The 21,465-nt window shown below is 39.4% G+C and carries 22 protein-coding genes; 11 read left to right on the forward strand and 11 right to left on the reverse strand.

Features of this window, described 5'->3' with window-relative positions; translation table 11 throughout:
* Positions 1-29 precede the first annotated feature (29 nt).
* Together P0077_RS05960 and P0077_RS05965 are read left to right on the forward strand one after the other, a co-directional pair.
* Complete coding sequence (locus P0077_RS05960; protein WP_276168220.1) at positions 30-356, forward strand: hypothetical protein; 327 nt, start codon at positions 30-32, stop codon at positions 354-356.
* Positions 357-462: 106 nt separating this feature from the next.
* On the forward strand, positions 463-975 hold the full coding sequence (locus P0077_RS05965; protein WP_276168221.1) for a ferritin: 513 nt from the start codon (positions 463-465) through the stop codon (positions 973-975).
* A 102-nt stretch (positions 976-1,077) separates the two neighbouring features.
* Here the strand turns inward: P0077_RS05965 and P0077_RS05970 are convergent, their stop codons facing one another.
* From P0077_RS05970 to P0077_RS05980, 3 genes are all read right to left on the reverse strand, one after another.
* Entirely contained in the window at positions 1,078-1,773 is a 696-nt protein-coding gene (locus tag P0077_RS05970; protein ID WP_276168222.1) for a zinc metallopeptidase, read from the reverse strand.
* Positions 1,774-2,159: 386 nt separating this feature from the next.
* Positions 2,160-2,414, reverse strand: coding sequence for a SemiSWEET family sugar transporter (locus P0077_RS05975; protein ID WP_194528897.1), 255 nt, complete (start codon positions 2,412-2,414; stop codon positions 2,160-2,162).
* Positions 2,415-2,443: 29 nt separating this feature from the next.
* Entirely contained in the window at positions 2,444-5,407 is a 2,964-nt protein-coding gene (locus tag P0077_RS05980) for a leucine--tRNA ligase (RefSeq protein WP_276168223.1), read from the reverse strand.
* Positions 5,408-5,488: 81 nt separating this feature from the next.
* On the opposite strand from P0077_RS05980, the gene P0077_RS05985 reads away from it, so the two are divergent.
* From P0077_RS05985 to P0077_RS06005, 5 genes are all read left to right on the forward strand, one after another.
* A complete protein-coding gene (locus P0077_RS05985) occupies positions 5,489-6,367 on the forward strand; it encodes a cell division protein FtsX (RefSeq protein ID WP_276168224.1) in 879 nt (292 codons plus the stop codon).
* Between the two features lie 87 nt (positions 6,368-6,454).
* Positions 6,455-6,724: a DUF3098 domain-containing protein gene (locus P0077_RS05990; RefSeq protein ID WP_276168225.1), complete on the forward strand. Its 270-nt coding sequence runs from the start codon at positions 6,455-6,457 to the stop codon at positions 6,722-6,724.
* Position 6,725: 1 nt separating this feature from the next.
* Positions 6,726-7,520, forward strand: a complete 795-nt coding sequence (locus P0077_RS05995) for an undecaprenyl-diphosphate phosphatase (protein ID WP_276168226.1) — start codon at positions 6,726-6,728, stop codon at positions 7,518-7,520.
* Positions 7,521-7,562: 42 nt separating this feature from the next.
* Complete coding sequence (gene truB / locus P0077_RS06000) at positions 7,563-8,276, forward strand: tRNA pseudouridine(55) synthase TruB (protein WP_276168227.1); 714 nt, start codon at positions 7,563-7,565, stop codon at positions 8,274-8,276.
* A gap of 69 nt (positions 8,277-8,345) precedes the next feature.
* Positions 8,346-9,080, forward strand: a complete 735-nt coding sequence (locus P0077_RS06005; RefSeq protein ID WP_276168228.1) for a hypothetical protein — start codon at positions 8,346-8,348, stop codon at positions 9,078-9,080.
* Here the strand turns inward: P0077_RS06005 and P0077_RS06010 are convergent.
* Positions 9,057-9,683, reverse strand: a complete 627-nt coding sequence (locus tag P0077_RS06010; RefSeq protein ID WP_276168229.1) for a thioredoxin family protein — start codon at positions 9,681-9,683, stop codon at positions 9,057-9,059. The genes P0077_RS06005 and P0077_RS06010 overlap by 24 nt on opposite strands.
* A 185-nt stretch (positions 9,684-9,868) precedes the next feature.
* On the reverse strand, positions 9,869-10,999 hold the full coding sequence (locus P0077_RS06015) for an esterase-like activity of phytase family protein (RefSeq protein WP_276168230.1): 1,131 nt from the start codon (positions 10,997-10,999) through the stop codon (positions 9,869-9,871).
* A gap of 208 nt (positions 11,000-11,207) precedes the next feature.
* On the opposite strand from P0077_RS06015, the gene P0077_RS06020 reads away from it, so the two are divergent.
* Positions 11,208-11,834 carry a Crp/Fnr family transcriptional regulator gene (locus tag P0077_RS06020; RefSeq protein WP_276168231.1) on the forward strand — a complete coding sequence of 209 codons (627 nt, stop codon included), beginning with the start codon at positions 11,208-11,210 and terminating at the stop codon, positions 11,832-11,834.
* Here P0077_RS06020 and P0077_RS06025 read toward each other — a convergent pair.
* The gene (locus P0077_RS06025; protein ID WP_276168232.1) at positions 11,817-13,175 is read right to left on the reverse strand and encodes an alkaline phosphatase family protein; all 1,359 of its coding nucleotides are present in this window, start codon (positions 13,173-13,175) and stop codon (positions 11,817-11,819) included. The genes P0077_RS06020 and P0077_RS06025 overlap by 18 nt on opposite strands.
* Positions 13,176-13,255: 80 nt before the next feature.
* Positions 13,256-16,420, reverse strand: coding sequence for a TonB-dependent receptor (locus P0077_RS06030; RefSeq protein ID WP_276168233.1), 3,165 nt, complete (start codon positions 16,418-16,420; stop codon positions 13,256-13,258).
* Positions 16,421-16,621: 201 nt separating this feature from the next.
* Between P0077_RS06030 and P0077_RS06035 the strand changes: the two genes are divergently transcribed.
* Genes P0077_RS06035 through P0077_RS06045 form a run of 3 tightly spaced genes read left to right on the forward strand, consistent with a single transcriptional unit; the run spans position 16,622 to position 18,459 of the window.
* The gene (locus tag P0077_RS06035; protein ID WP_276168235.1) at positions 16,622-17,185 is read left to right on the forward strand and encodes a DNA-3-methyladenine glycosylase I; all 564 of its coding nucleotides are present in this window, start codon (positions 16,622-16,624) and stop codon (positions 17,183-17,185) included.
* A 19-nt stretch (positions 17,186-17,204) separates the two neighbouring features.
* Positions 17,205-17,792, forward strand: a complete 588-nt coding sequence (locus tag P0077_RS06040) for a hypothetical protein (RefSeq protein WP_276168236.1) — start codon at positions 17,205-17,207, stop codon at positions 17,790-17,792.
* On the forward strand, positions 17,779-18,459 hold the full coding sequence (locus P0077_RS06045; RefSeq protein WP_276168237.1) for a DUF2490 domain-containing protein: 681 nt from the start codon (positions 17,779-17,781) through the stop codon (positions 18,457-18,459). Before P0077_RS06040 ends, P0077_RS06045 begins: the two co-directional genes overlap by 14 nt.
* On the opposite strand, the gene aat is transcribed toward P0077_RS06045, so the two are convergent.
* The 4 genes from aat to P0077_RS06065 form a co-directional block, all read right to left on the reverse strand.
* Entirely contained in the window at positions 18,430-19,083 is a 654-nt protein-coding gene (gene aat / locus P0077_RS06050) for a leucyl/phenylalanyl-tRNA--protein transferase (protein WP_276168238.1), read from the reverse strand. The two genes, P0077_RS06045 and aat, sit on opposite strands and share 30 nt — an antisense overlap.
* A gap of 114 nt (positions 19,084-19,197) precedes the next feature.
* Positions 19,198-19,575 (reverse strand): DUF3127 domain-containing protein, encoded by a 378-nt coding sequence (locus P0077_RS06055; protein ID WP_194524963.1) that lies wholly within the window; start codon positions 19,573-19,575, stop codon positions 19,198-19,200.
* A 197-nt stretch (positions 19,576-19,772) separates the two neighbouring features.
* Positions 19,773-20,441: a hypothetical protein gene (locus P0077_RS06060; protein ID WP_276168239.1), complete on the reverse strand. Its 669-nt coding sequence runs from the start codon at positions 20,439-20,441 to the stop codon at positions 19,773-19,775.
* Between the two features lie 137 nt (positions 20,442-20,578).
* Positions 20,579-21,451, reverse strand: a complete 873-nt coding sequence (locus P0077_RS06065; protein ID WP_276169172.1) for a flavin reductase family protein — start codon at positions 21,449-21,451, stop codon at positions 20,579-20,581.
* Positions 21,452-21,465: the final 14 nt, after the last annotated feature.

Consider the following 21,465-nt stretch of genomic DNA (forward strand, 5'->3'; position numbering starts at 1 on the left):
AATCTAAATAAGGATTATTTTTGTCCCCAATGGAGCTAATATACTCATCACAATACTATACATTTTTCCAATCTGACAAGGAAAGATGCTTCTATATTGATATGGGCCAGAAGGTGGTTCGTTTGTCTTTTTGTCAATTGCTTGCCTTAAGGCAGTCAGTTTGGACAATTAACATTGAAAACCATTTTGAAGGTGACGCCAACCCACATGGGCTTGAAATTTTATCGCTTTGCAATAAGGAACATCTTTTTGTTCTTAACACCCTTGAGGTTCTGGACCTTAAAGAACTTTTAATCGGTTCACTATTTATTCTTGATATTGCCGCTCAGACACCAACACTGAGTGTTAAATCCTGATTTTCCACTATTTTTAATGAGTCTAAAACCAGTTATAAATTAGTCTGGGCCCTAGTTATATGCACTCTTTTGTAATAACTTTACGTTAAGTAAAGAAAAGCAAACAATGAAAGATATAGCAAGACAACAGATGAGTATGAAGGTAGAAAGCATGGATATGCTTAATACCCAAATACAGATGGAAGGAAAAGCATCGGCCTCTTACCTGGCCATGGCTTCATGGTGCGATCAACGTGGTTATATAGGAAGTGCAGATTTTTTATATGCACAAGCTGCCGAGGAGAGAGAGCATATGATGAAAATTTTTAAGTTCGTGAACGATTGTGGTGGCAACGCCCTATCTCCCAACATAGAAAATATAAATCACGATTTTTCTTCTTTGGAGGAAATTTTCGAAACTGCTTTAAGCCAAGAAATAGAGGTTACAAAATCAATTAATAGAATTGTAGCAGCCGCTAAGAACAACAACGACTTTGGCGTTGAGAACTTTCTACAGTGGTTCGTTACCGAGCAATTGGAAGAAGAAAAAACAATGCGTGATATACTCGACTTATTCGAAATCATGGGCCGCGATGGAATTGCCCTTAAATTTATTGATGAGCGTATAAAAGCAGAGTAACCAAGAATTTTAAAGTAAAGCTAACTCAAATTAAAAAGGCTGTCCAATTCGTTTTGGACAGCCTTTTTAATATTTTCTAAGCTACTGCGTAGCGGAATATTATTAATCCCTGCCACCCAATACTTGCATACCCCAGTATACCAAAGTGGCCAATGAACCAATTGCCGCTACCAAATACGTACGTGCAGCCCATTTAAGCGCATCTTCCGAACCTTTATATTCTTGTGGTGTTACTACATTCTTAGCTTTCAACCATGCTAAGGCACGGTTACTAGCATCGTATTCTACCGGTAGGGTTATAAAGCTGAACAATGTTGCCATACCCATCATAATCAGACCGGCTACCGCTACCCAATATCCTATACCAACTCCTGCCGCGGCACCCAACATCAACCCACCAAAAACGACCCACATAGACATACTGGACGTAATGCTAACGATAGGCACCAATTTAGAGCGTAAAGTCAACCATTCGTACGCTTGTGCATGTTGTACCGCATGACCACATTCGTGAGCCGCAACAGCTGCTGCAGAAGCGTTTCTTTGGTTATAAACCCCTTCACTTAAATTTACCGTTTTGTTCTGTGGATTGTAATGGTCCGTAAGCATACCTGCGGTTGAAACCACTTTTACGTCTCTAATGCCATGGTCAGCCAACATTTTTTCCGCAATTTCAGCACCGCTCATGCCATTACTAAGATGTACTTTGGAATAATGCTTAAACTTACTTTTTAATTTACTACTCACCAACCAGCTTACTAAAGCTATAGCACCGATCAATATATAATATCCCATCATAATTTTATTCTTTTAAGATTTGAATTTAAAGATAATCAAATCTACCTCACTTCGACTGCGCTCAGTGAGGTAGATTCCGATATTGTTACTCCTCTTCTATCTCGACTGCGCTCAGTGAGGTAGATTCCATTGTTTCATCCTCTACTGCGTTCAACAAACTAGAAACTAAGGTTGTTTTTCCTCCTTTACTATATCAATTACACTAAACAAGCAAAACTCAGATTTTTTAAAAACTCTCTTTTTCAACCTAATTCTTGCACCTCACTGAGCGCAGTCGAAGTGAGGTGCTTCAACAACAATCAATCACTGGATATATTGAAAAGCAAAAACCTCGCCAAATCAATTTTGCGAGGTTTTGAAGTTATATGCTGCCAAAATGTCTTTGGTTATTTGTACTTGAATTTTAATATTAGCATAAATAAAAGCAGAAAGGCCGTTATGCCGTTTGCCAGAGTAACCGGCAGACTACTTATTAATATACCGTAGGTGAGCCATAATACAACGCCAATAAAAAGTACCAAATAGGTGGTTAACGAAATGTCTTTTGTAGACTTATCTCGCCACGTTTTATAGACTTGCGGTACGTAACCCGCCGTAGTGAGAATAGCAGCCGCCAACCCAAGAACTTCAATGTAATCCATAATCTATTTAGTTGATGGCCGTATATTTTCTACCCTACGATATTTACAATTTTACCGGGTACTACAATCACTTTTTTAGGCGTTCGGCCTTGTAAATGTTGTTCGGTTTTTTCGTGTGCCATTACCGCGGCTTCAATTTCGTCTTTACTTAAATCTAAAGGAAGCTCTATTTTAAATCGCATTTTTCCGTTGAAGGATACCGGATACTCTTTACTGCTTTCCACCAAGTATTTTTCTTCGAATTTTGGGAAGTCTACCGTTGCGATAGAGCCCTCATGACCCAATTTGCTCCAAAGCTCTTCTGCAATATGCGGTGCGTAAGGCGATACTAAAATAGCCAAAGCCTCTAACACTTCCCTACTGTTGCACTTTTGCGAACTTAATTCGTTTACAGCGATCATAAAAGTGGAAACGGATGTATTGAAACTGAAATTCTCAATATCTTCTTCTACTTTCTTTATGGTCTTATGTAGCGTCTTGTAACTATCTTTTGACGGTTCTGTTTCAGAAACCGCAAAAGCGCCCTCTGGCCCCGAATGATACAAACGCCATAGTTTTTTCAAGAAACTGTGTACACCCGTAATACCGGCGGTATTCCAAGGCTTGGATTGCTCCAAAGGCCCTAAGAACATTTCATACAAACGCAATGAATCTGCTCCGTACTCCTCACAAATGGCATCTGGGTTGACGACATTGTATTTGGATTTGGACATTTTTTCGACTTCGCGGCCTACAATGTATTTACCATTATCCACAACAAAAGTAACACCTTCATTTTCCGGTCTCCACTTTTCAAATGCATCCATATTCAATTCATCGGATGAATTAACCATAGAAACATCAACATGAGTTTTATGAATATTGATATTCTTGTTCCAATAAGTTTTTTCTCCCCACTTAGCTTTATACTTATCAACAACTTGATCTATAACCTTCTGAACAGCAGAATCTATCTCTTGATTTTCAAGCTTATCTATTAAGCTTTTTGTGAAATAATGAAAAGTCGGTTCGGTATAAAGAGTTGTAGATACACCATCCCTCAACTCAATGCTTAAAGAATAAACAAAAGCACTAGTCCCAGTTATCATACCCTGATTAATGAGTTTTTTAGCAAACTCCTCTTTGGGCACCAAACCTAGATCAAACATAAATTTTTGCCAGAAACGGCTGTACAATAAATGGCCCGTAGCATGTTCGCTACCACCAATGTACAAGTCCACATCTTGCCAGTAGTCAATCGCTTCTTTTGAGAAAATTTCATCCGCATTATGCGGGTCCATATACCGGTTAAAGTACTGTGAACTACCCGCCCAACCCGGCATGGTATTCAACTCAAGAGGAAAAACACTTTTCCCATCAATCAACTCATTACTGACCACTGCCGACTTATTTACGTCCCAAGCCCAAACCGTAGCATTGCCCAAAGGTGGTTCACCAGTTTCGGTAGGTAGGTATTTATCTACTTCCGGCAGTTTTATCGGTAAATGCTCAGCAGCGATCATTTGCGGCATGCCCTCTACATAATATACTGGGAAAGGCTCGCCCCAATAGCGCTGACGGCTAAAAACGGCATCACGCAAACGGTAGTTGATCTTCCCCTCGCCCTGACCTAATTTTTCCAATTCAAAAATGGCACGCTTCATGGCTTTTTTGTACGGCAATCCGTTTAGGAAATCAGAATTGGAAATAACAGTAGTTTCTTTATCGGAAAAAGCTCCCTCGGAAATATCCACACCTTCAAAAATATTGGGGATGGGAATATTGAAATGCTTCGCGAAGTCATAATCGCGCTGATCACCACAAGGAACGGACATAACCGCTCCGGTTCCGTAACCCGCCAACACATAATCCCCGATCCAAACCGGAATAGGCTCCTTGGTAAACGGATGCTCGGCATACGCTCCCGTAAACGCACCGGAAATGGTCTTTACATCTGCCATACGGTCCCGTTCGGAACGTTTTGCCGTCGCTTCAATATAAGCCTCAACCTCAGCTTTTTGTTCTGGAGTAGTGATTTTAGCCACCAATTCATGTTCCGGGGCCAAAGTCATAAAGCTCACTCCAAAAATAGTATCGGGACGCGTAGTAAAGACCTCAATCTTTTCATCGTGCCCCTTTACATTGAAAATCGCCGATGCACCTTGTGAACGACCAATCCAATTGGTCTGTGAATCTTTTAACGGCTGTGGCCAATCTACCGTATCCAAACCATCTAATAAGCGCTGTGCATAGGCAGAAATGCGCATGCTCCATTGCGTCATTTTTTTACGGATAACAGGATGACCTCCACGTTCGGAAACGCCGTTTACGATTTCATCGTTTGCCAGAACGGTTCCCAAAGCGGGGCACCAGTTCACTTCGCTTTCCGCCAAATACGTTAAGCGGTATTGCAATAAAATTTCTTGTTTTTTCTTATCCGAAAAAGATTTCCAATCCTCTGCTGAAAACTGAACCACGTCTTCGTCGCAAACTGCCTGCACATTTGCATTTCCTTCCGTTTCAAAAACAGAAATCAATGTCTCTACAGATTCGGCCTTATCACTTGTTTTATTGTACCAAGAATTGAAAAGCTGAATGAATATCCACTGCGTCCACTTGTAATATTTTGGGTCAGAGGTGCGTACTTCACGGCTCCAATCAAAAGAAAAACCGAGTTGATCTAACTGTCTACGGTAAGTAGTAATATTCTTTTCCGTAGTAACCGCCGGATGCTGCCCGGTCTGGATGGCATATTGCTCCGCTGGAAGGCCAAAAGAATCATAACCCTGCGGATGCAAAACATTAAAACCCTTATGTCTTTTGTAACGTGCATAAATATCACTTGCTATATAACCAAGCGGGTGCCCAACGTGCAACCCTGCACCCGAAGGGTAAGGAAACATGTCCAACACATAAAATTTTGGTTTATCGGAATTATTCTCTGCCTTAAACGTTTGGTTTTCGGCCCAAAACTTCTGCCAATTCTTTTCTATTTCCTTGAAATCGTATTGCATGCTGATATCTTTCTTTTCAATGTGGCGCAAAAATAAGTTTATTCAATTTACTTTCCTAAATTTACGGTCGCATACACGATTATGGGTAAGTCTTTTGAACAGTATCAGAAACAAAAATTGATATCATCGTACTTTTCGGTGGTATTGAGTATTGCGTTGGTGTTATTTTTATTGGGCACGTTGGGCCTTTTAGTCATCAATACCAACAAGATGGCGGATCACTTTAAAGAACAGATTACCATTTCTATTTTCCTGAAAGATGAGGCCAAAGAGTCCGAAATAGACCAACTTCAGAAAAATTTACTTCAAGAAGAACATACCAAAAGTGCCGTTTTCGTCTCCAAAGAAGATGCCGCCAAACAGCATAGCGAGGAAATAGGTGAAGACTTTCAGAATTTCTTGGGTTATAATCCACTTAAAAACTCCATTGACGTACAATTACGCGCCAATTTTGTAACTCCGCAAGAAATAGATTCATTGGCTACCAACCTTGCGAAAAAGACCTATATAGAAGAAGTAAGTTATGACAAACCTTTGGTGGATTTACTGAACGAAAACGTAAAGCGTATTAGTTTTTGGGTTTTAATTGCCTGTGGTGTGCTTACATTCATTGCCATCTTGCTTATTAACAGCTCTATTAGACTTAGCATTTACTCTAAACGGTTTATCATTAAAACCATGCAAATGGTAGGTGCCACCAAGACTTTTATACGACGCCCTTTTATATGGATGAACATTAAATTGGGCATGTTAGGTGCATTAATTGCCCTTTTGGCCTTAACGGGTGCTTTGTATTATTTGGACCAAACTTTTCCCGAACTAGAGCTTTTTAAAGATGTAGAGCAACTAGGCATACTGTACGGGGCCATTTTTGTTCTGGGTATTTTTATCTCTTTGGTGAGCACATTTTTTGCCACGCAACGGTTTTTAAATCTAAGAACCGATGAATTATACTATTAAGAGCCCTATTTACAAAGAAAAAACCTCCGAACAAGAAACCTTTACGACCATAAACTTTTTTAAGTAGAACTTCGTTAAATTTGCAGCATGGGTAAAAAATCAAAAGAACAGACCGGGCAACAGGCCAAGAAAGAATTTATATTTCAAAATAAGAACTACATCTTCTTTTTTGTAGGTCTTGCGTGCATTGCCATAGGCTTTATACTTATGAGCGGTGGCGGTAGTGACGACCCAAATGTGTTCAATGAAGACATTTATAGTTTTAGAAGAATACGTCTGGCCCCTACCCTAGTATTAATAGGTTTAGGCATTGAGATATATGCCATATTATTGAACCCGCACAAGAAGAAAAACTAAATTGGAGACGCTAGACGCCATCATTCTCGGTATCATTCAAGGACTGACCGAATTTTTACCCGTATCATCAAGTGGACATTTAGAATTGGGCAAAGCTATTTTAGGCGATAATTCCGTACCTGAAGAAAGTCTTTTGTTTACCGTTGTGCTCCATGCCGCTACAGCCTTGAGCACCATTGTGGTTTTTAGAAAAGATATATGGGAAATCATTAGCGGTCTTCTGACTTTTAAGTGGAACGAAGAAATGCAGTTTTCCGTAAAAATCATCATTTCTATGTTACCCGCAGTTTTTGTAGGTCTCTTTTTTGAAGAACAACTAGAAGCTTTTTTTGGAGGAAACGTTCGGTTTGTAGGCTTTATGCTGATTATAACCGCAGTACTTTTATATTTTGCCGATAAAGCGAAAGACACCGAAAAGAAAGTAAGTTTTAAAAACGCATTCATAGTAGGTATTTCGCAAGCCATAGCCATGTTACCCGGTATTTCCAGAAGTGGCGCTACTATTTCCACCTCTGTACTTTTAGGTGTGGACAAAACCAAAGCCGCTCGTTTTTCATTCTTGATGGTCGTACCCCTTATTTTTGGAAAAATCGCAAAAGACCTAATGAGCGGTGACCTCAACTTTGACGGTGGAAACAACTTTGCCATGGGTGCCGGTTTTATTGCTGCTTTTGTGGCCGGTCTTGCTGCGTGTACTTGGATGATTCAATTGGTAAAAAAGAGCAAATTATCTTACTTTGCCATTTACTGCCTTGTTGTTGGGCTAATTGCCATTGCCTATGGTTATATGGCTTAGACCGATTTTTGGCCTCACTGAACAGGATTTAATTTTATTTACATGGATTCTCGAACCGAAGAAGACTTTCTTGACGGACAAATACTACTTATAGACAAGCCAATTGGTTGGACGTCTTTTCAGGCGGTAAACAAACTAAAATGGGTTATCCGCTCAAAATTTAAGCTTAAGAAATTCAAAATTGGACATGCAGGAACGCTAGATCCCTTGGCAACAGGCCTTTTGCTTATTTGTTGTGGAAAATTTACAAAGCGGATTCCTGAACTTCAAGGGCAAATAAAAGAATACACGGGTACCATTACCCTTGGTGCCACCACCCCTTCTTATGATCTAGAGACAGAAGTAAATAAGACCTACCCTACCGAACATATTACCCAGGCATTACTCAATAAAACCCTGCCTCAATTTATAGGCGATATTGAACAACGCCCACCTGTTTTTTCTGCATTAAAAAAAGATGGAAAACGCCTTTATGAATACGCCAGGGAAGGGAAAGAAGTAGAAATAAAAACAAGAAGCGTCCATGTTTCTGCCTTCGAAATTACGGAAATGAACCTCCCGAATGTTAAATTTAAAATAGTTTGCAGCAAAGGCACTTATATTAGGTCTTTGGCACACGATTTGGGGCAAGCACTACAAAGTGGCGGGCATTTATCCGAACTCAGAAGAACCAAAATAGGGGAGTACAACGTAAATATAGCCATTGACCCTAATGAATTTGCAGAAAATCTACTCGGTAAAACGACAGAATCGTAAAAATATCAAGATAGTTTTTCCGTTCAACGAATAATTAAAATATATTTTAAAAATTGTGGTTATATCACCATGAGCTTGAACCGTAAACACTTAGCGTTCCTAATTACCTTTTTTTCGATGTCCATAATTGTGTTGGCACTCTACAACATACATTTAGGCCAAGATAAAGAGCAGGACGACTATGTGGTGGAAATGATGCTCGAAGAAGATATTGAAGAGCTTCTAGAAGAGAAGGAAGAACTACAAGAAGAAATTGAAAAAGCAGACCCTATTAAAAGCCATATGGCCTATAACGAAACTGCAAAGCCTAGCTACGGCAATCCAGAACCTCTAAAAACTCTAGAAGAGCTAATAAACGAGAAAATGGAAGCCGAAAGCAGTGACAGTCCAAGTGACGACATGCTTTCCGATTCTGAATATGCAGAGCGTGTAAAAGAACTGAAAAAGAAACGCCAAGAGGCCAAACAAATGCTAGGTGAAAAAGAGGCGCAAAAGAAAGAATTTACCAATAATCTTGCAAAACGCCGTACATCCGTTTCCTACTCCTTGGTAAACCGAAATAACTACAGGTTACCTCCCCCAATCTATACTTGTATAGAAGGAGGCAAAGTGGTTATAAATATTCAAGTAGATGCAATGGGCAACGTTGTAGATGCGGATTACAATGCAAAAAGCTCAGGTACTTCTAACGGCTGTTTAATAGACAATGCCATTGCTTACGCGCTTAAAGCTAAGTTTAGCTCTGGCGAAAAGTCGGTTCAAAAAGGAACCATTACCTATCTATTCCAAGGGAAGGCGCGTTAAAAGTTCCTTCAAGGTCGTTTGTCCTTTGTCCTTATTATACCATTGTTGAATTTCCTCTTTAATTTCAGGTAGTAACTGACCGTGTTTTTCCTTATGATCCGCCACTAGTTTTGCTGCAGGTTCAGGTCTCGGACCCCAATCTGCCAATACTTCTTGGTTTTCTTCATCCCAAAAAATTAATTTAGGAATAGACATTCCTCCATTGGTAAGGAACTGGTTCATGAGATCCACATTTTCATCTCTTAGAACCACTTTAAAATCTATATTATCATTCAACTGTGCCACTTTATTGATTACCGGTAATGCAGGAGCGGCATCTCCACACCAGCTTTCGGTCAAGACAATTAGTTGTATTTTTTTATCCAACTTTGCAATTGTAGCTTCGGCTTCCGCACTAACTTTTACGGTCTTGTCAAAACGCTTCATACGACGGTCGTTAAGCATTGTATAATTGGCCAATGCTTCCGTTTGCACCGGCCCTGTTGAACGTCCTTCGAGTGCTAATTGATTTACCATAGCACGGTAATCTATATATGAAACAGCCTGTGAAAGTGCTTTTTCTATTAACTGCGTTGTGTTATTCTCTGTTGTAGGTAGCGCCATTGTATTTGTCTTTAATTCATTACAAAGTTAAACCTCAACTTTTATAGTTTCGGTAACTTAGGTAACATTGGTAGTAGTTCATTACCAAAACTTACAAACCTCTCGCCCAACGGTATTTTAACAAAGAAAAGTCCGCTGTACAGAGTTGTACAACGGACTTTTAGCGCAGAATTGATATGTTCAGTTTACTTTACTTCAAGCAATATAAATTGATTTAACTGTGGACCGAAAGCACTAAAGTTATTATCGGCCACTAAAACCAAAGAACGGTTGCCATTCGCTAGTTTGGGCCCAAAAGTGATTCCTTCAATATTGTCTACCACACCATCCGTTAATTGATTGCGAACGCTTTCAAAATCGAACAACAGTGTTTTGGTCGCTTTCTTGTATTCAGCATCCATAAGGCTATCCATACCACTTACATCCGTGGCACTAGAAGCATCAACATCATAGATTTTCACGTTATTACCACCATCGGCATAACCGGTAGAAAAAGAACGCTCCAACACCAAAAACCTATCCGTATCATATTCCAGTATTTCAACAACACCGTTTACCGTAAATGAAGTTTCATCAAATTTTCTGGCAATCGGGTCCAGCTCATAAGCGAATTCTCTTCCAAAAGCACCGGAATCATCTATATGGACAATCCGTACCGGCGAATCCGTATCTTCTACAATTGGCTCAGAACCATCTTGGGTAAGCGGTAATTCCATTGAAGCCCAGTACCCGTTTTTATCATGTGCCACGCTAAGACCTTCAATAACTCCGTTATGTCTTGGTCCTCGGTTTTCATCAGTATCTACTTTAAATTTATTAGATATAGAAATGCTAGATTTATAACTACCGTCCATATCCGCTATACAAACAAAAGGATCAACACCACCATTCACATTTCCTTCACTAGACCAAATTAAACCACCGCCGGGCGTAACCCTGATCGCTTCCGGATCTACTTCATTGTCCGCAAAAGGCAGATTGTTTCCGCTCAACAATTCAGTTACCCCATTAATGCTAATGTCTTTGAATCCGTTTTCATCCAATTGAATATCGGCATTATAAAAACGGATAGGTGCTTTAGGGTCATCACTGATCATATACCATTTTCCGTCTGCATAATCTATTGCAGAAAGTCCACCAACTTGGGTATCTGCATACATTGTGCCATCTGGCACTACAAATTCATCTACATATTCCAGACTAGAAATGCTGTTATTCTGTGCTCCGCCATGACCTACAAAATCATCTAAATGCTCACATGATATGATTGTTGTGAGAATCATTAGCCCCACAATTTCTAAGGTAAAGTTTTTCATTTTTTAGGTGTTTTTTGGATTAGCAAGATGACTTATAGATTTCAGAAGAAGTTTAACTGTGGATTACGATTAGATTAACCTTGTATTACTTTGACAAACCCAATTCTCCAATATCCCTAAGCACACTAACCTTAATATTCATGTAACGTTAACTTGACTTTTTAAAAATAAATTTGTGGATTTCGATAATGATATATGTTGATGAGCTATGAAAAACATTCGTCCCCAATTACACAAGAAACATGAATTTTGCCTCTATGGCTATTTAAAAAATTCTGAAAACCCCAATTTTTCCACATCGATCAGAGAAGTCATTGTCTCTAAAAACGAGATTATTTACAAACCACCACTTGCTGATAATTATATGTACGAAGTAGTACAAGGAGTTGTTAAGTTAGGGGGCTATTCAGAAACTGGGGAAGAGAACACTTATGATGTTATTTACACTGGCGATTATTTTGGCAACTTAAAATACTTGAACGGTCAATTTTTTGAATTTTCAAAAACCTTGGTAGATAGTAAAATACGTATCTATGACTTGGCTTTTTTCAAAAAAACTATCATTGAAAACTCGGTTACTTCCGAATGGTTCATTGCTTATCTTTTAAAACGATGGTGTCTTGCCGAAAAAAAATTGGGTCAAGTAAACGAACGGTCCACTTTTCAAAAACTTGAATTTTTAAAGTCTCACTTTAACATTCCAGTGCATGACATTCACGGAGAAGAGCATATACTTTACAACTTGCTAACCCAAAAAGACAAGGGTGACCTTATTGGGGCCACCCGCCAAACTATTGCCAATGCACTGAAGAAAAAATCAGTTTTTGTTGGTTAAGATTCCTGGGTAAAGTATGCCGTGCTTAGATTCAAAATTAAGTTGTAACAGTTCGCTAACTACTGGAGCAATGTCTTCCAACCCCATTTTTTCTATTTTTTTACCCTTATAGACTCCAGCTCCAAAAGCAATAAAACCTGTTTCTATTTCTTTAAAATCAGGAAAAAAGCCATGGGTTCCTCCTCTTCTAGGCGAAAGAACTTCTCCATTTGTTCTGGATGACATGGCAATGCCCGGTATTGGGGCCAATGCAAGTACAGCATTGGGATCCGCGCCAATACCAACTAGCTCTTCTCTTTCTACAACCCTAAATAGTTTTTTAATAGACGCCGGCAATCCATTTAATTTGGCACGCACCTTGGCGACACTCTTTTTATCGTTTTTATCCTTCAACATTAAAAATGCCGAGGCCCCAGATGTATGGAAAGCAGCTTTCCAGTTGCCTCGGTCTTTTTGGTCTTCCATTAAACCCTCTTCCACTAGCCAGATATTAGGGTTTAGAGCGGAGTGAATATCAACAAAGCCATGATCTCCTGTAATAATAAATGTAGTTTTATCGAGAATATCGGCCCTTTCCGCAGCTTCCATTATTTTGCCAATGGCACGATCTACAGCTGCAATTGCAGTATAGACCTTTTCTCCGTCCCTACCTTGTTCATGTTGAAAATGATCGGTAGCTATTAAATGTAGTGTCATTAAATTGGGTTTGTATTTCTCCAAAGTATAGGCCGCCATCTCACCGGTTCTATCTTCACGGTTTAAATAATCGCCATTAAAGGTTTTCTCGTTCAGTTTTCCCAGAACTTCTTCTTCCATTTCCTTTAAAAACCCTTTTGGGTTCTCTTTGGTCCGCATAGACTCTATTCGACTAACCTTACTGTTCAACAACCAGTATTCAGGAATATTATAATCAATAGGAGCTCCTACAGATACCGGCCAAATAAAACTGGCACTTGTTTTTCCAGCACTTTTTACGGCGTGCCATAGAGTTTCTGTCTGGATAAGGCTACTTTCCCAATACCAGCGCCCTGTCTGTCCACCTTCTTCAAATGGGCTATTATAAAACACACCGTGTTCTGCAGGGTACGCACCTGTTATTATTGTAGTATGCGACGGATAGGTAACTGAAGGAAACACCCCTCTTACTCCCATAGCGGCAGCACCCTCCCGAACCATCTTTTTTAGGTTTGGAGTAGGCCATTTATCCTCTAGGTAGAAATTAGGCCTAAAACCATCTACCGAAACCAAAACCACGTGTTGGGTCAAGCTCTCTTCTTGTGCCCTTCCATATTTCACAATGGTTATAATCAATACCAGTACTAAATAAAAATTCTTTTTCATGTCTTAAAATAGATTGTAAAAACTAGAGGGGTCAAAACTTTTCTGACTCCCCCTAGATTGAGAAAAAATAAAAAATTCGATTAGTTGAATGTATATCGTGCACCTAACTGAAGCCTCCATGGTGTACCATTAATAGGTTCGGTACCGGCACCCGTTTGAACGGAATAGTCATAAGCTTGGGCCGCTTGATCAAAGCCGTTAATACGCATAAAATCACGTCTTCTACCAAAATTATGGGTTCGGCCCCATTCTTTGTTCAGTAAATTAGCAAAGTTGAAAATGTCCACGGACAGCTCTAGACCCTGCTTTTTGTTTTTAGTTTCAAATCTTTTTTGAAGCCTTAGATCAATAGTTGCTGCAAAAGGATTTTTTCCACCGTTTCGCTCTGCAAAACCACCGTAACTATTCCTCAAATACTCCTTGAAGTTTTCTGGGGTTTCCGGATCGTTCAATATTTCATTGTACCCTTCAACAATAGACTGTGGTGTACTAGGGTCATTGGGGTCAAAAATATACGCTATATCGTTTCTTAGATTAAAATCTCCGTTAGCGCTCGCGTTATCATCCACATGCAAAGAATATCTCGTTCCTCCCTGACCGATTACCGTTGCCCCGAGTGTAAACCCTTTCCATGTAGGAGTAGCTCCATTCACCACCATTTTAGTATCAAAATGATTATCTGAATATCCATAGTTCAAATCTCTTGGATCTCCTTCCACAGGAATAAAGGTTGATGTATTGGCCACACAACAGTTGTAGGACGAATTATCTTTTGACCGATTAAAGGTCATGCTCGCATTTAAGTATCCATCTTTTCCAATCTGGGCCGTACCTTCAATTACAAGAGCCAAATTATCTAAAACACCATCAGAAGTTAACACCAAAGTTCTACCCACTTGGTCTGAAATTCGGGAATTTGTCCAATCCGTTCCCCCATTTTCAGAAATAGTATTGGCAGGAACAAAGACTTCCCTACCCAGAGGAGTAACAAAGAAGGGCTCCGCAACCAAGTTGGCTTCTTGATAAATGTAATTATTGCTCGTATGGCTATAAAGCGCATTAAAACCAAGGCTATATCTCTCACCAAAGAAATGGGTGTAACTTAAGTTTGCCTTGTATATAGTGGGAACCTGAAAATCCTCACCTACCGCATTGATGGTTGAAAAAGGGGTAACGCCTGCTGGTACGCCCGGAACTGTGCTAGGGTCGTTACGGTAAGATTGGAAGTCCGGAACGGGAACATTTGCACCAGTAACATCTATAGCGCCCAACAAAGTACCACTATTCTGTATGTTATTTACCTGTGCATAATAATGAGGTTGAGAAGAAAAAATACCACCTCCTAATTTAAAGATATCCGTATTCTTTCCTTTTAAATTATAAGTTAATTGAAACCTTGGCTGAATGTTATTGTAGTCATCCAACTTTTCATTGGTACGAATTCCTAGTTCATTAAACACCACAGGGTTGAACTCCGCCTCATCTAAAAACTTTGTAGCATCCCATCGCACACCCGCAACCAAGTTTAGGTCTGGTGTAATATCAGTTTCCAACTGAGCGAACAACGAAAGGTCTAAAACAGTCTGTTTAACAAGAGGGAGACCTTGCAGTGGTACTTCCCTAGCATAGCGTGAAGCTATTTGATTTTCAAAATCATCTAACGAATCAAAGAAAAAACGACCATTTTGCTCGTTGGAAAGCAAAGTTTCCAAATTAGTGATCATGTTGTCCGTACCAAAAGTAAGATTATACTTCCCTGCATTTACATACGTAGTGTTCGTAAACTGAATTTGGTTTTCCTGATTGGTTTCCGGAGTAAAACGCTGCCCGCCCAACTGCACACTCCTACTTCTTGTGTTTCCATTTGGCAAAACCGATGAAACCTCAACAATTGCTCTTGGAATATTGGATTGTGGAAGTTCGGAGTTGGGAGTAAAAGCGCGCTCTGCATGTTGGTACTGAAACTTAAACTCATTGGTAACCTTGGAGCTGAACATAGATCTTAGAGACAACATAATGCTGTTTTCCTGAGACTCAAAATCAGAATAAGATTCAGCAACTTCAATATTAGAGTTATCGCTTACACTAAAAGGGCTCTCCCATTTGTTATATAAATTCCTAACCGTTAAACGATGCTTATCATTGATCTGCCAATCCAGCCTAAGGAACAAGTTATTTGCTTCCGTTTCGCGATCAAACTGACCCACTTGCTGAGAATTGCTTAAACCATACACAGTACGACCTATATTTAAAAAACGCTCTAAGTTAGACGATGTAATACCCAATCTATTTTCATCATCTTCGTTCTGAATTTCAGCAATACTCGTTGGCTCTCCGGCATCCTGTCTTTCAAAAACAGCAAAGAAATGCAGCTTATCCTTTACTATAGGTCCACCAATACTTAAACCATATTGCGAGTTATAAAAGTCAGCATCTCGCTCCTGTCCTTGAATGGTATACTTACTTTGTAATCCATCTGCACGATGATAGAAAAACGTACTTCCGCTAAACTCATTGGTCCCCGCTTTGGTCACTGCTGAAATTGAACCTCCTCCTTGTCTACCCTCCGTAACATTGTAATCATTGGTTGAAACCTCAAATTCTCGGATAGCCTCTTGTGAAATGGTGTAAGGACCCCGGCCAATTTCACCCGCAGTTAAGGTATTTCTAGCATTTAGCCCGTCTATAGTAACATTAGTAGAAGTTCTACGTTGTCCGCCCAAATTAATACTTCCAGCTCCTTGTAACGGAGACAAACTGGTTAATCCGGTAAAGTTTCTACCTTCCGTAGCTAACTTTTTTATTTGTCCGGCACCAATTTTTGTTGAAGCTCCTATTTGCTCAATTCTTTTATACAAACTGTTAGAAGAAACTACCACCTCATTTAGAGCAGTAGAAGATTCTTGCAAAACAAAATCTACCGAAAGTGCATCACCTAAATTTAAAGTAAAACCTTCTTGTTTTGCGTCGGCGAAGCCCAAGTACTTTGCCGTTATTTCATAAGGGCCTCCTAAGGGCAATTGTAATATTTTAAAAGTCCCATTTTCATTAGTTATCGCTCCGGATATAAAACCTGTAGACGTATTCTTAAGGATTATCTCGGCGCCCAGTAAGGGTACTCCTGTAATGTCCTTTATAGTCCCGCTTACAGATGCGTTCGTTGCTTGGCCAAAAGACATATGTACTGCTCCAAAAATCAGGAACATGGTCATTGTTCTTAAATAGCTTAAGTAATTTGTTTTCATTTCTATTTAGTGGTTTTGAAAAAATTAAAGCGACAAAATTACCCTTAAGTACTACCTGCCTATGTTAGTTTTTAACATTGCGGTTCTTCTTAACTTTAAGTTTATCGTTTCTTAATATTAAAAAGGCAATAGACAATTGTTTGGATTCCGTCCATAACCTTTTAATGATAAAGACGTATTTTTACCACTTAAATTCTCAACATGGAAAAACACAGATGCGGTTGGTGCAAAGGTGATGCGCTCTATGAAGCCTACCACGATGAAGAATGGGGTTCTCCCGTAAAAGATGACGCCGTACTTTTTGAATTTTTAGTCTTGGAAACCTTTCAAGCAGGGTTAAGTTGGATAACCATTTTACGAAAGCGGGAAAATTTCCGAAAGGCATTTGACAATTTTGAGTATAAAAAGATTGTTGCCTATGAAGAGGATAAAATTCAAGATTTATTGCAAGATGCAGGAATTATCAGAAATAAACTAAAGGTGCGTGCCACCGTCTCAAATGCTGCCGCCTTCTTAAAAATCCAGGATGAATACGGAAGCTTTAGCAACTACGTTTGGGGTTACGTAAATCATACTCCAATAAAAAACAGTGTTGAAAATTATAAGAACGCCCCGGCCACAACCGAGATTTCCGACGCACTTAGCAAAGACCTTAAAAAAAGAGGTTTTAAGTTTGTAGGCAGTACCGTTGTCTATGCCTTTATGCAGGCGGTAGGCTTGGTAAACGACCATGAAGTCTCTTGCTTTAGATATAATGAAGTTTAATTATAGTAACTCCTATACTATGAATATCAAGTCCGTTTCCGTTCTGCTCTTATTTTTTGTTTTTGGTATAAGTACTGCTTTTGCCCAGATAAAAGATGAACGCGAACACCGTATAAAAAAATCGCAGTTTCCAGAGAACGCTCGCCTGTTCTTGCATCAAAAGTTGGTCAATGCCCGCCGCATTCGTTTTTATAAAGAAATTGATGGGAGCAAAGTTAGTTATGAAGCAAAGTTCAAGAAAGACCGTTTACGGTACAGTATTGAATTTAACACGGATGGCAAACTAGAGGATATAGAGATTGAGATTGAACCTTTGGACATACCCAATGACAGCTATTCTAAAATAACGAAGTATCTAGAGCAGAATTTTAAGAAATACCGAATAAAAAAAATACAACAACAGTATAACGTTGATGATGACAATGTAGATGAAACTTTGAAAAACGCATTTCAAAACCTGATGCTTCCTTCCATTAAATATGAGCTTATAATTAACGGAAAAAACGATAAAGGCTACGAACAGTTTGAGATACTTTTCAATGCCGAAGGCCAATTTGAATTGATCAAGAAAGCTCTACCTGCAAACTACGATCATGTCCTTTATTAGAGCATTAGTATTTGTCTGTATCTGTTTTCTTGGAAATCCGGGCTTCTGCCAAGATAATTTCACGGGATATTTTGAACCTGACATTTCATTGAACTATAAGGTAACCACAAATTACTCGCATAATTTTAAGATTGCGCAGCGGGCCTATATGTACGAAGATAATTTCGCCTATTCCGTAAGACAGCTAGATGTTTCACATTTTTCCAGCCTTAAAATTGGTTTTGAACAGAGTTTGGCGGTGGGTATACAGTACCGTTTCCGGGATTCTTTTGATAATAACGGAGAAAATGAACTTCGTATTACCGAACAGCATAAATTTTCGCATGCTTACGAAATTATACGTTTGGGTGGCCGTTTTCGCGCAGAACAACGTATCAGTCCGTCATCTACCATTCATCGTTTTCGATACCAGGTTTCCATAGACCTTCCTTTAAAAGGGAAACAGGTAGATATTGGGGAGCCCTATTTTTCAGCCGCAACGGAAGCCTTACTGAGTGTAGCCAAAAGTAGCACCCCTGAATATGACCAACGGCTGTCAACCCATGTGGGCTGGTTATTAAACCGTGAAACCCGATTAGAAACCGGAGCGCAATACAGAGCGGAGGATTATACTAATGGAGTGGAAAATTCTATTTTTTTACTCGCCTCCCTTATTTTCAGCCTGTAATATTTGAATGAACTCACTACGCGGTATCTCTTCTGCACCCAAACTGTCTAGGTGATCCGTATGAATCTGACAATCGATTAGTCGATAGTTCTTCTCGTCCAGTTCTTGGGCCAATTTTATAAAAGCGAATTTTGAAGCGTTACTCACTTTACTGAACATACTTTCTCCACAGAAAATAGTACCCAAATCAACACCATAGAGCCCACCTACGAGCGTATTATTTTCCCAAACTTCATACGATGAGGCGTACCCATTTTCATGGAGTCTTTCATAAGCCTTTTTCATGTTCGCGGTGATCCAGGTGCCATCTTGCCCTTCTCTTGGCACGCTTGAACAGGCCTGAAGAACTGCTTTAAAACAGGTGTTTTTAGTTAATCGAAATCGCCCATCTCGTAACACTTTTCGCATGCTCTTGGAAATTCTTATGTTTTGGGGATATAACACCATTCGTGGATCGGGACTCCACCACATTAATAAAGCATCATCATTGAACCATGGGAAGATTCCGCTTCTGTATGCCAGTAACAAGCGTTTAACGGACAAATCTCCACCCACCGCCAATAGACCTTCATAATTGGCATTTTCCACCGAAGGAAAAACCAATTCTTCCGATAAAAAAGTCAATCCGTTTGTATGATTTTGATCTTGCACCGCTTTCCATTAATTACATTCAAAAATAAGAAAAGCCCCATTAGGCATCAACCTATGGGGCTCTTAACTTTTACTTAGATTCAATTTTTAGAAAGGCAAATCGTCGTGGTCTTCTTCATTAAGGTTGTCGGCAGGCTGAAAAGCTTCTGCTGGTGGCACCGGAGGCATACCTGCCGCACTCTGTTCTTTTTGAGCACCTTCAATTCTCCATCCTTGAATAGAGTTAAAATACTTTACTTCACCCTGTGGGTTGGTCCACTCTCTACCTCTTAAGTTGATGCTGATTTTTACATCTTGACCAACGCTAAAGTTGTTTAGCAAGTCCGTTTTATCTTGTACGAACTCAACCATTATATGTTGTGGATACTGCTCTTCTGTAGTTACTACTATTTCGCGCTTTCTGAACCCGTTGTTACCAAACGTTTGGGTTTCTCCTACCATTTTTACTTTTCCTTGAACTTCCATGATTATGAATTATATGTGAACTAATTTATATTGGGAATAAAAGTAGTTTTAATCGTAAAATTCACCTAAAAAAACAAGCAGAAGTTATTAAAGGTTATCAGTTACCACTCATAAATAAATTTTATCCTAGCGAAGGGTTTCCCGTAAACCTTTCACGCTCTTCTTACTAACTGTGTTGGCTAATGATTTTACTACAATTAAAGCTTGTAAAATAGCTTAAAACCCAAGGTAGGGTTTGGTCCAAAATCATTTTCTTCCTTTTCATAGACCGTTCTAAACCCATGTCTTGGTAGCTCTACAGACCCCTCACGTGCGTTCACTAAATTATCAAAAGAGATATCTTTAAACCGAAAACCGATACCTCCGTAAAAATTAAATCCAAAATGACGACCCAGATTCAAGAACAGTCCAAATTTTAAGTGCATGCCATATTTCTGCCGTGTAAAATCTATCTTATCATAAAGAAAATCTACTCCATCTCTTCGCTCGTATCCGTCGTTCAAAAGAGTTATGGTCTCATTGATATAAAAGAATTCAATGGCCATGTACTTTGGTGTTCTTGCTCCTTTCCCTATTCTGTAATATAATTCTGGCCGTACCTCGAAAAGCGAACCACCCTCTGCTTCTCTGTTTGAAAACAAACCTGTTCCTCCGCCTGCGCCCAAATCGAGACCCATTTTCCAATGCCCGCCTATATGTTGGATATAGCCCGCACGTAATCGTGGTGAATGAATATCTAATAACGAAAGTGGACTGAACGTAATATATGAATCCGTATCAGCATTATCAGTTTTATCTATATTTTGAGAAAATGCATGTGACACGAACAAAGAAAAAACAACAATTGTAAGTAAAAGAGCTCTCATAGCGTTGTGGTGGTTTTAGTGAATGTTAATTTTCACTAGAACACTCCGCATATAACTAAACCCTACTAAAATACTGGTTTTCCAGTAGTTTTACGGGTAATCGAGATTAAATGCCCCAAGGTTTGCCCCGTGGTAGTTTACTGTGCCAATAATACTTTCCAAGCAGAAAGCACATCTTTCTGTTGCAAAAATTCTTGAGCTTTAAGTTCTAAAGATTTTCTTTCCCCTCCACTAAGAAGCGAGCGTATTTCCATGTTGTTTTCTACAAATTCTTGAACGGAATTAGTATCCGGAATTTCCTCTATATTACCCAACATACCTAAATCGTTTCCGGTTAAAATTTTGCTCAACCTAATATGCTCTGGTAGAGCATCAACCCCAATTCCCAGAGAAGAAAGTGGTTTAGGCACCTCAAACATCCCAGCATTTGCACGGCTATACCAGTTACCTCCCATACGGGCAACTTGGTCTATTTTATGTTGATCAATAACTCCGTTTTCATCCAAAACATCTGGATCCACATGTACTTTTACAACCTCGGCAAATATTAGATTACCCGCACCTCCTTCTCGTCCTAAAGCTTCAACTTTAGTTACTTTACACTCAAACTGTACCGGTGATTCAGCAATCCGAAATGGTTTTACAATATCAGAAGGCAACATAGTGAGGCCAGATTTCTCAAACTCGTTCACCTCTTTTCCGTACTCCGTACTCGATAACGACATTTGCTGTACCATGTCATAATTAACAATGTTTATGACTACTTCCATAGTCAACAAAACATTTTGCAAGGTATGTTTGGTAGTATTATCGCGCACCCTACGTGCCGGAGAGAAAATTAAAATTGGCGGATTGGCACTGAACACATTAAAGAAACTAAAAGGAGATAAATTGGGATTCCCTTTTTCATCTACCGTACTTGCAAATGCTATAGGTCTTGGCCCTACCGCCCCTAAAAGATAACCGTGTAATTGCGCAGTGGAAACCGCTTCTGGAAGTATCGAAATCATTTCTTTTGCCATGA

Origin of the sequence: Zobellia alginiliquefaciens, from assembly GCF_029323795.1 — a bacterium.
GTDB lineage: Bacteria > Bacteroidota > Bacteroidia > Flavobacteriales > Flavobacteriaceae > Zobellia > Zobellia alginiliquefaciens.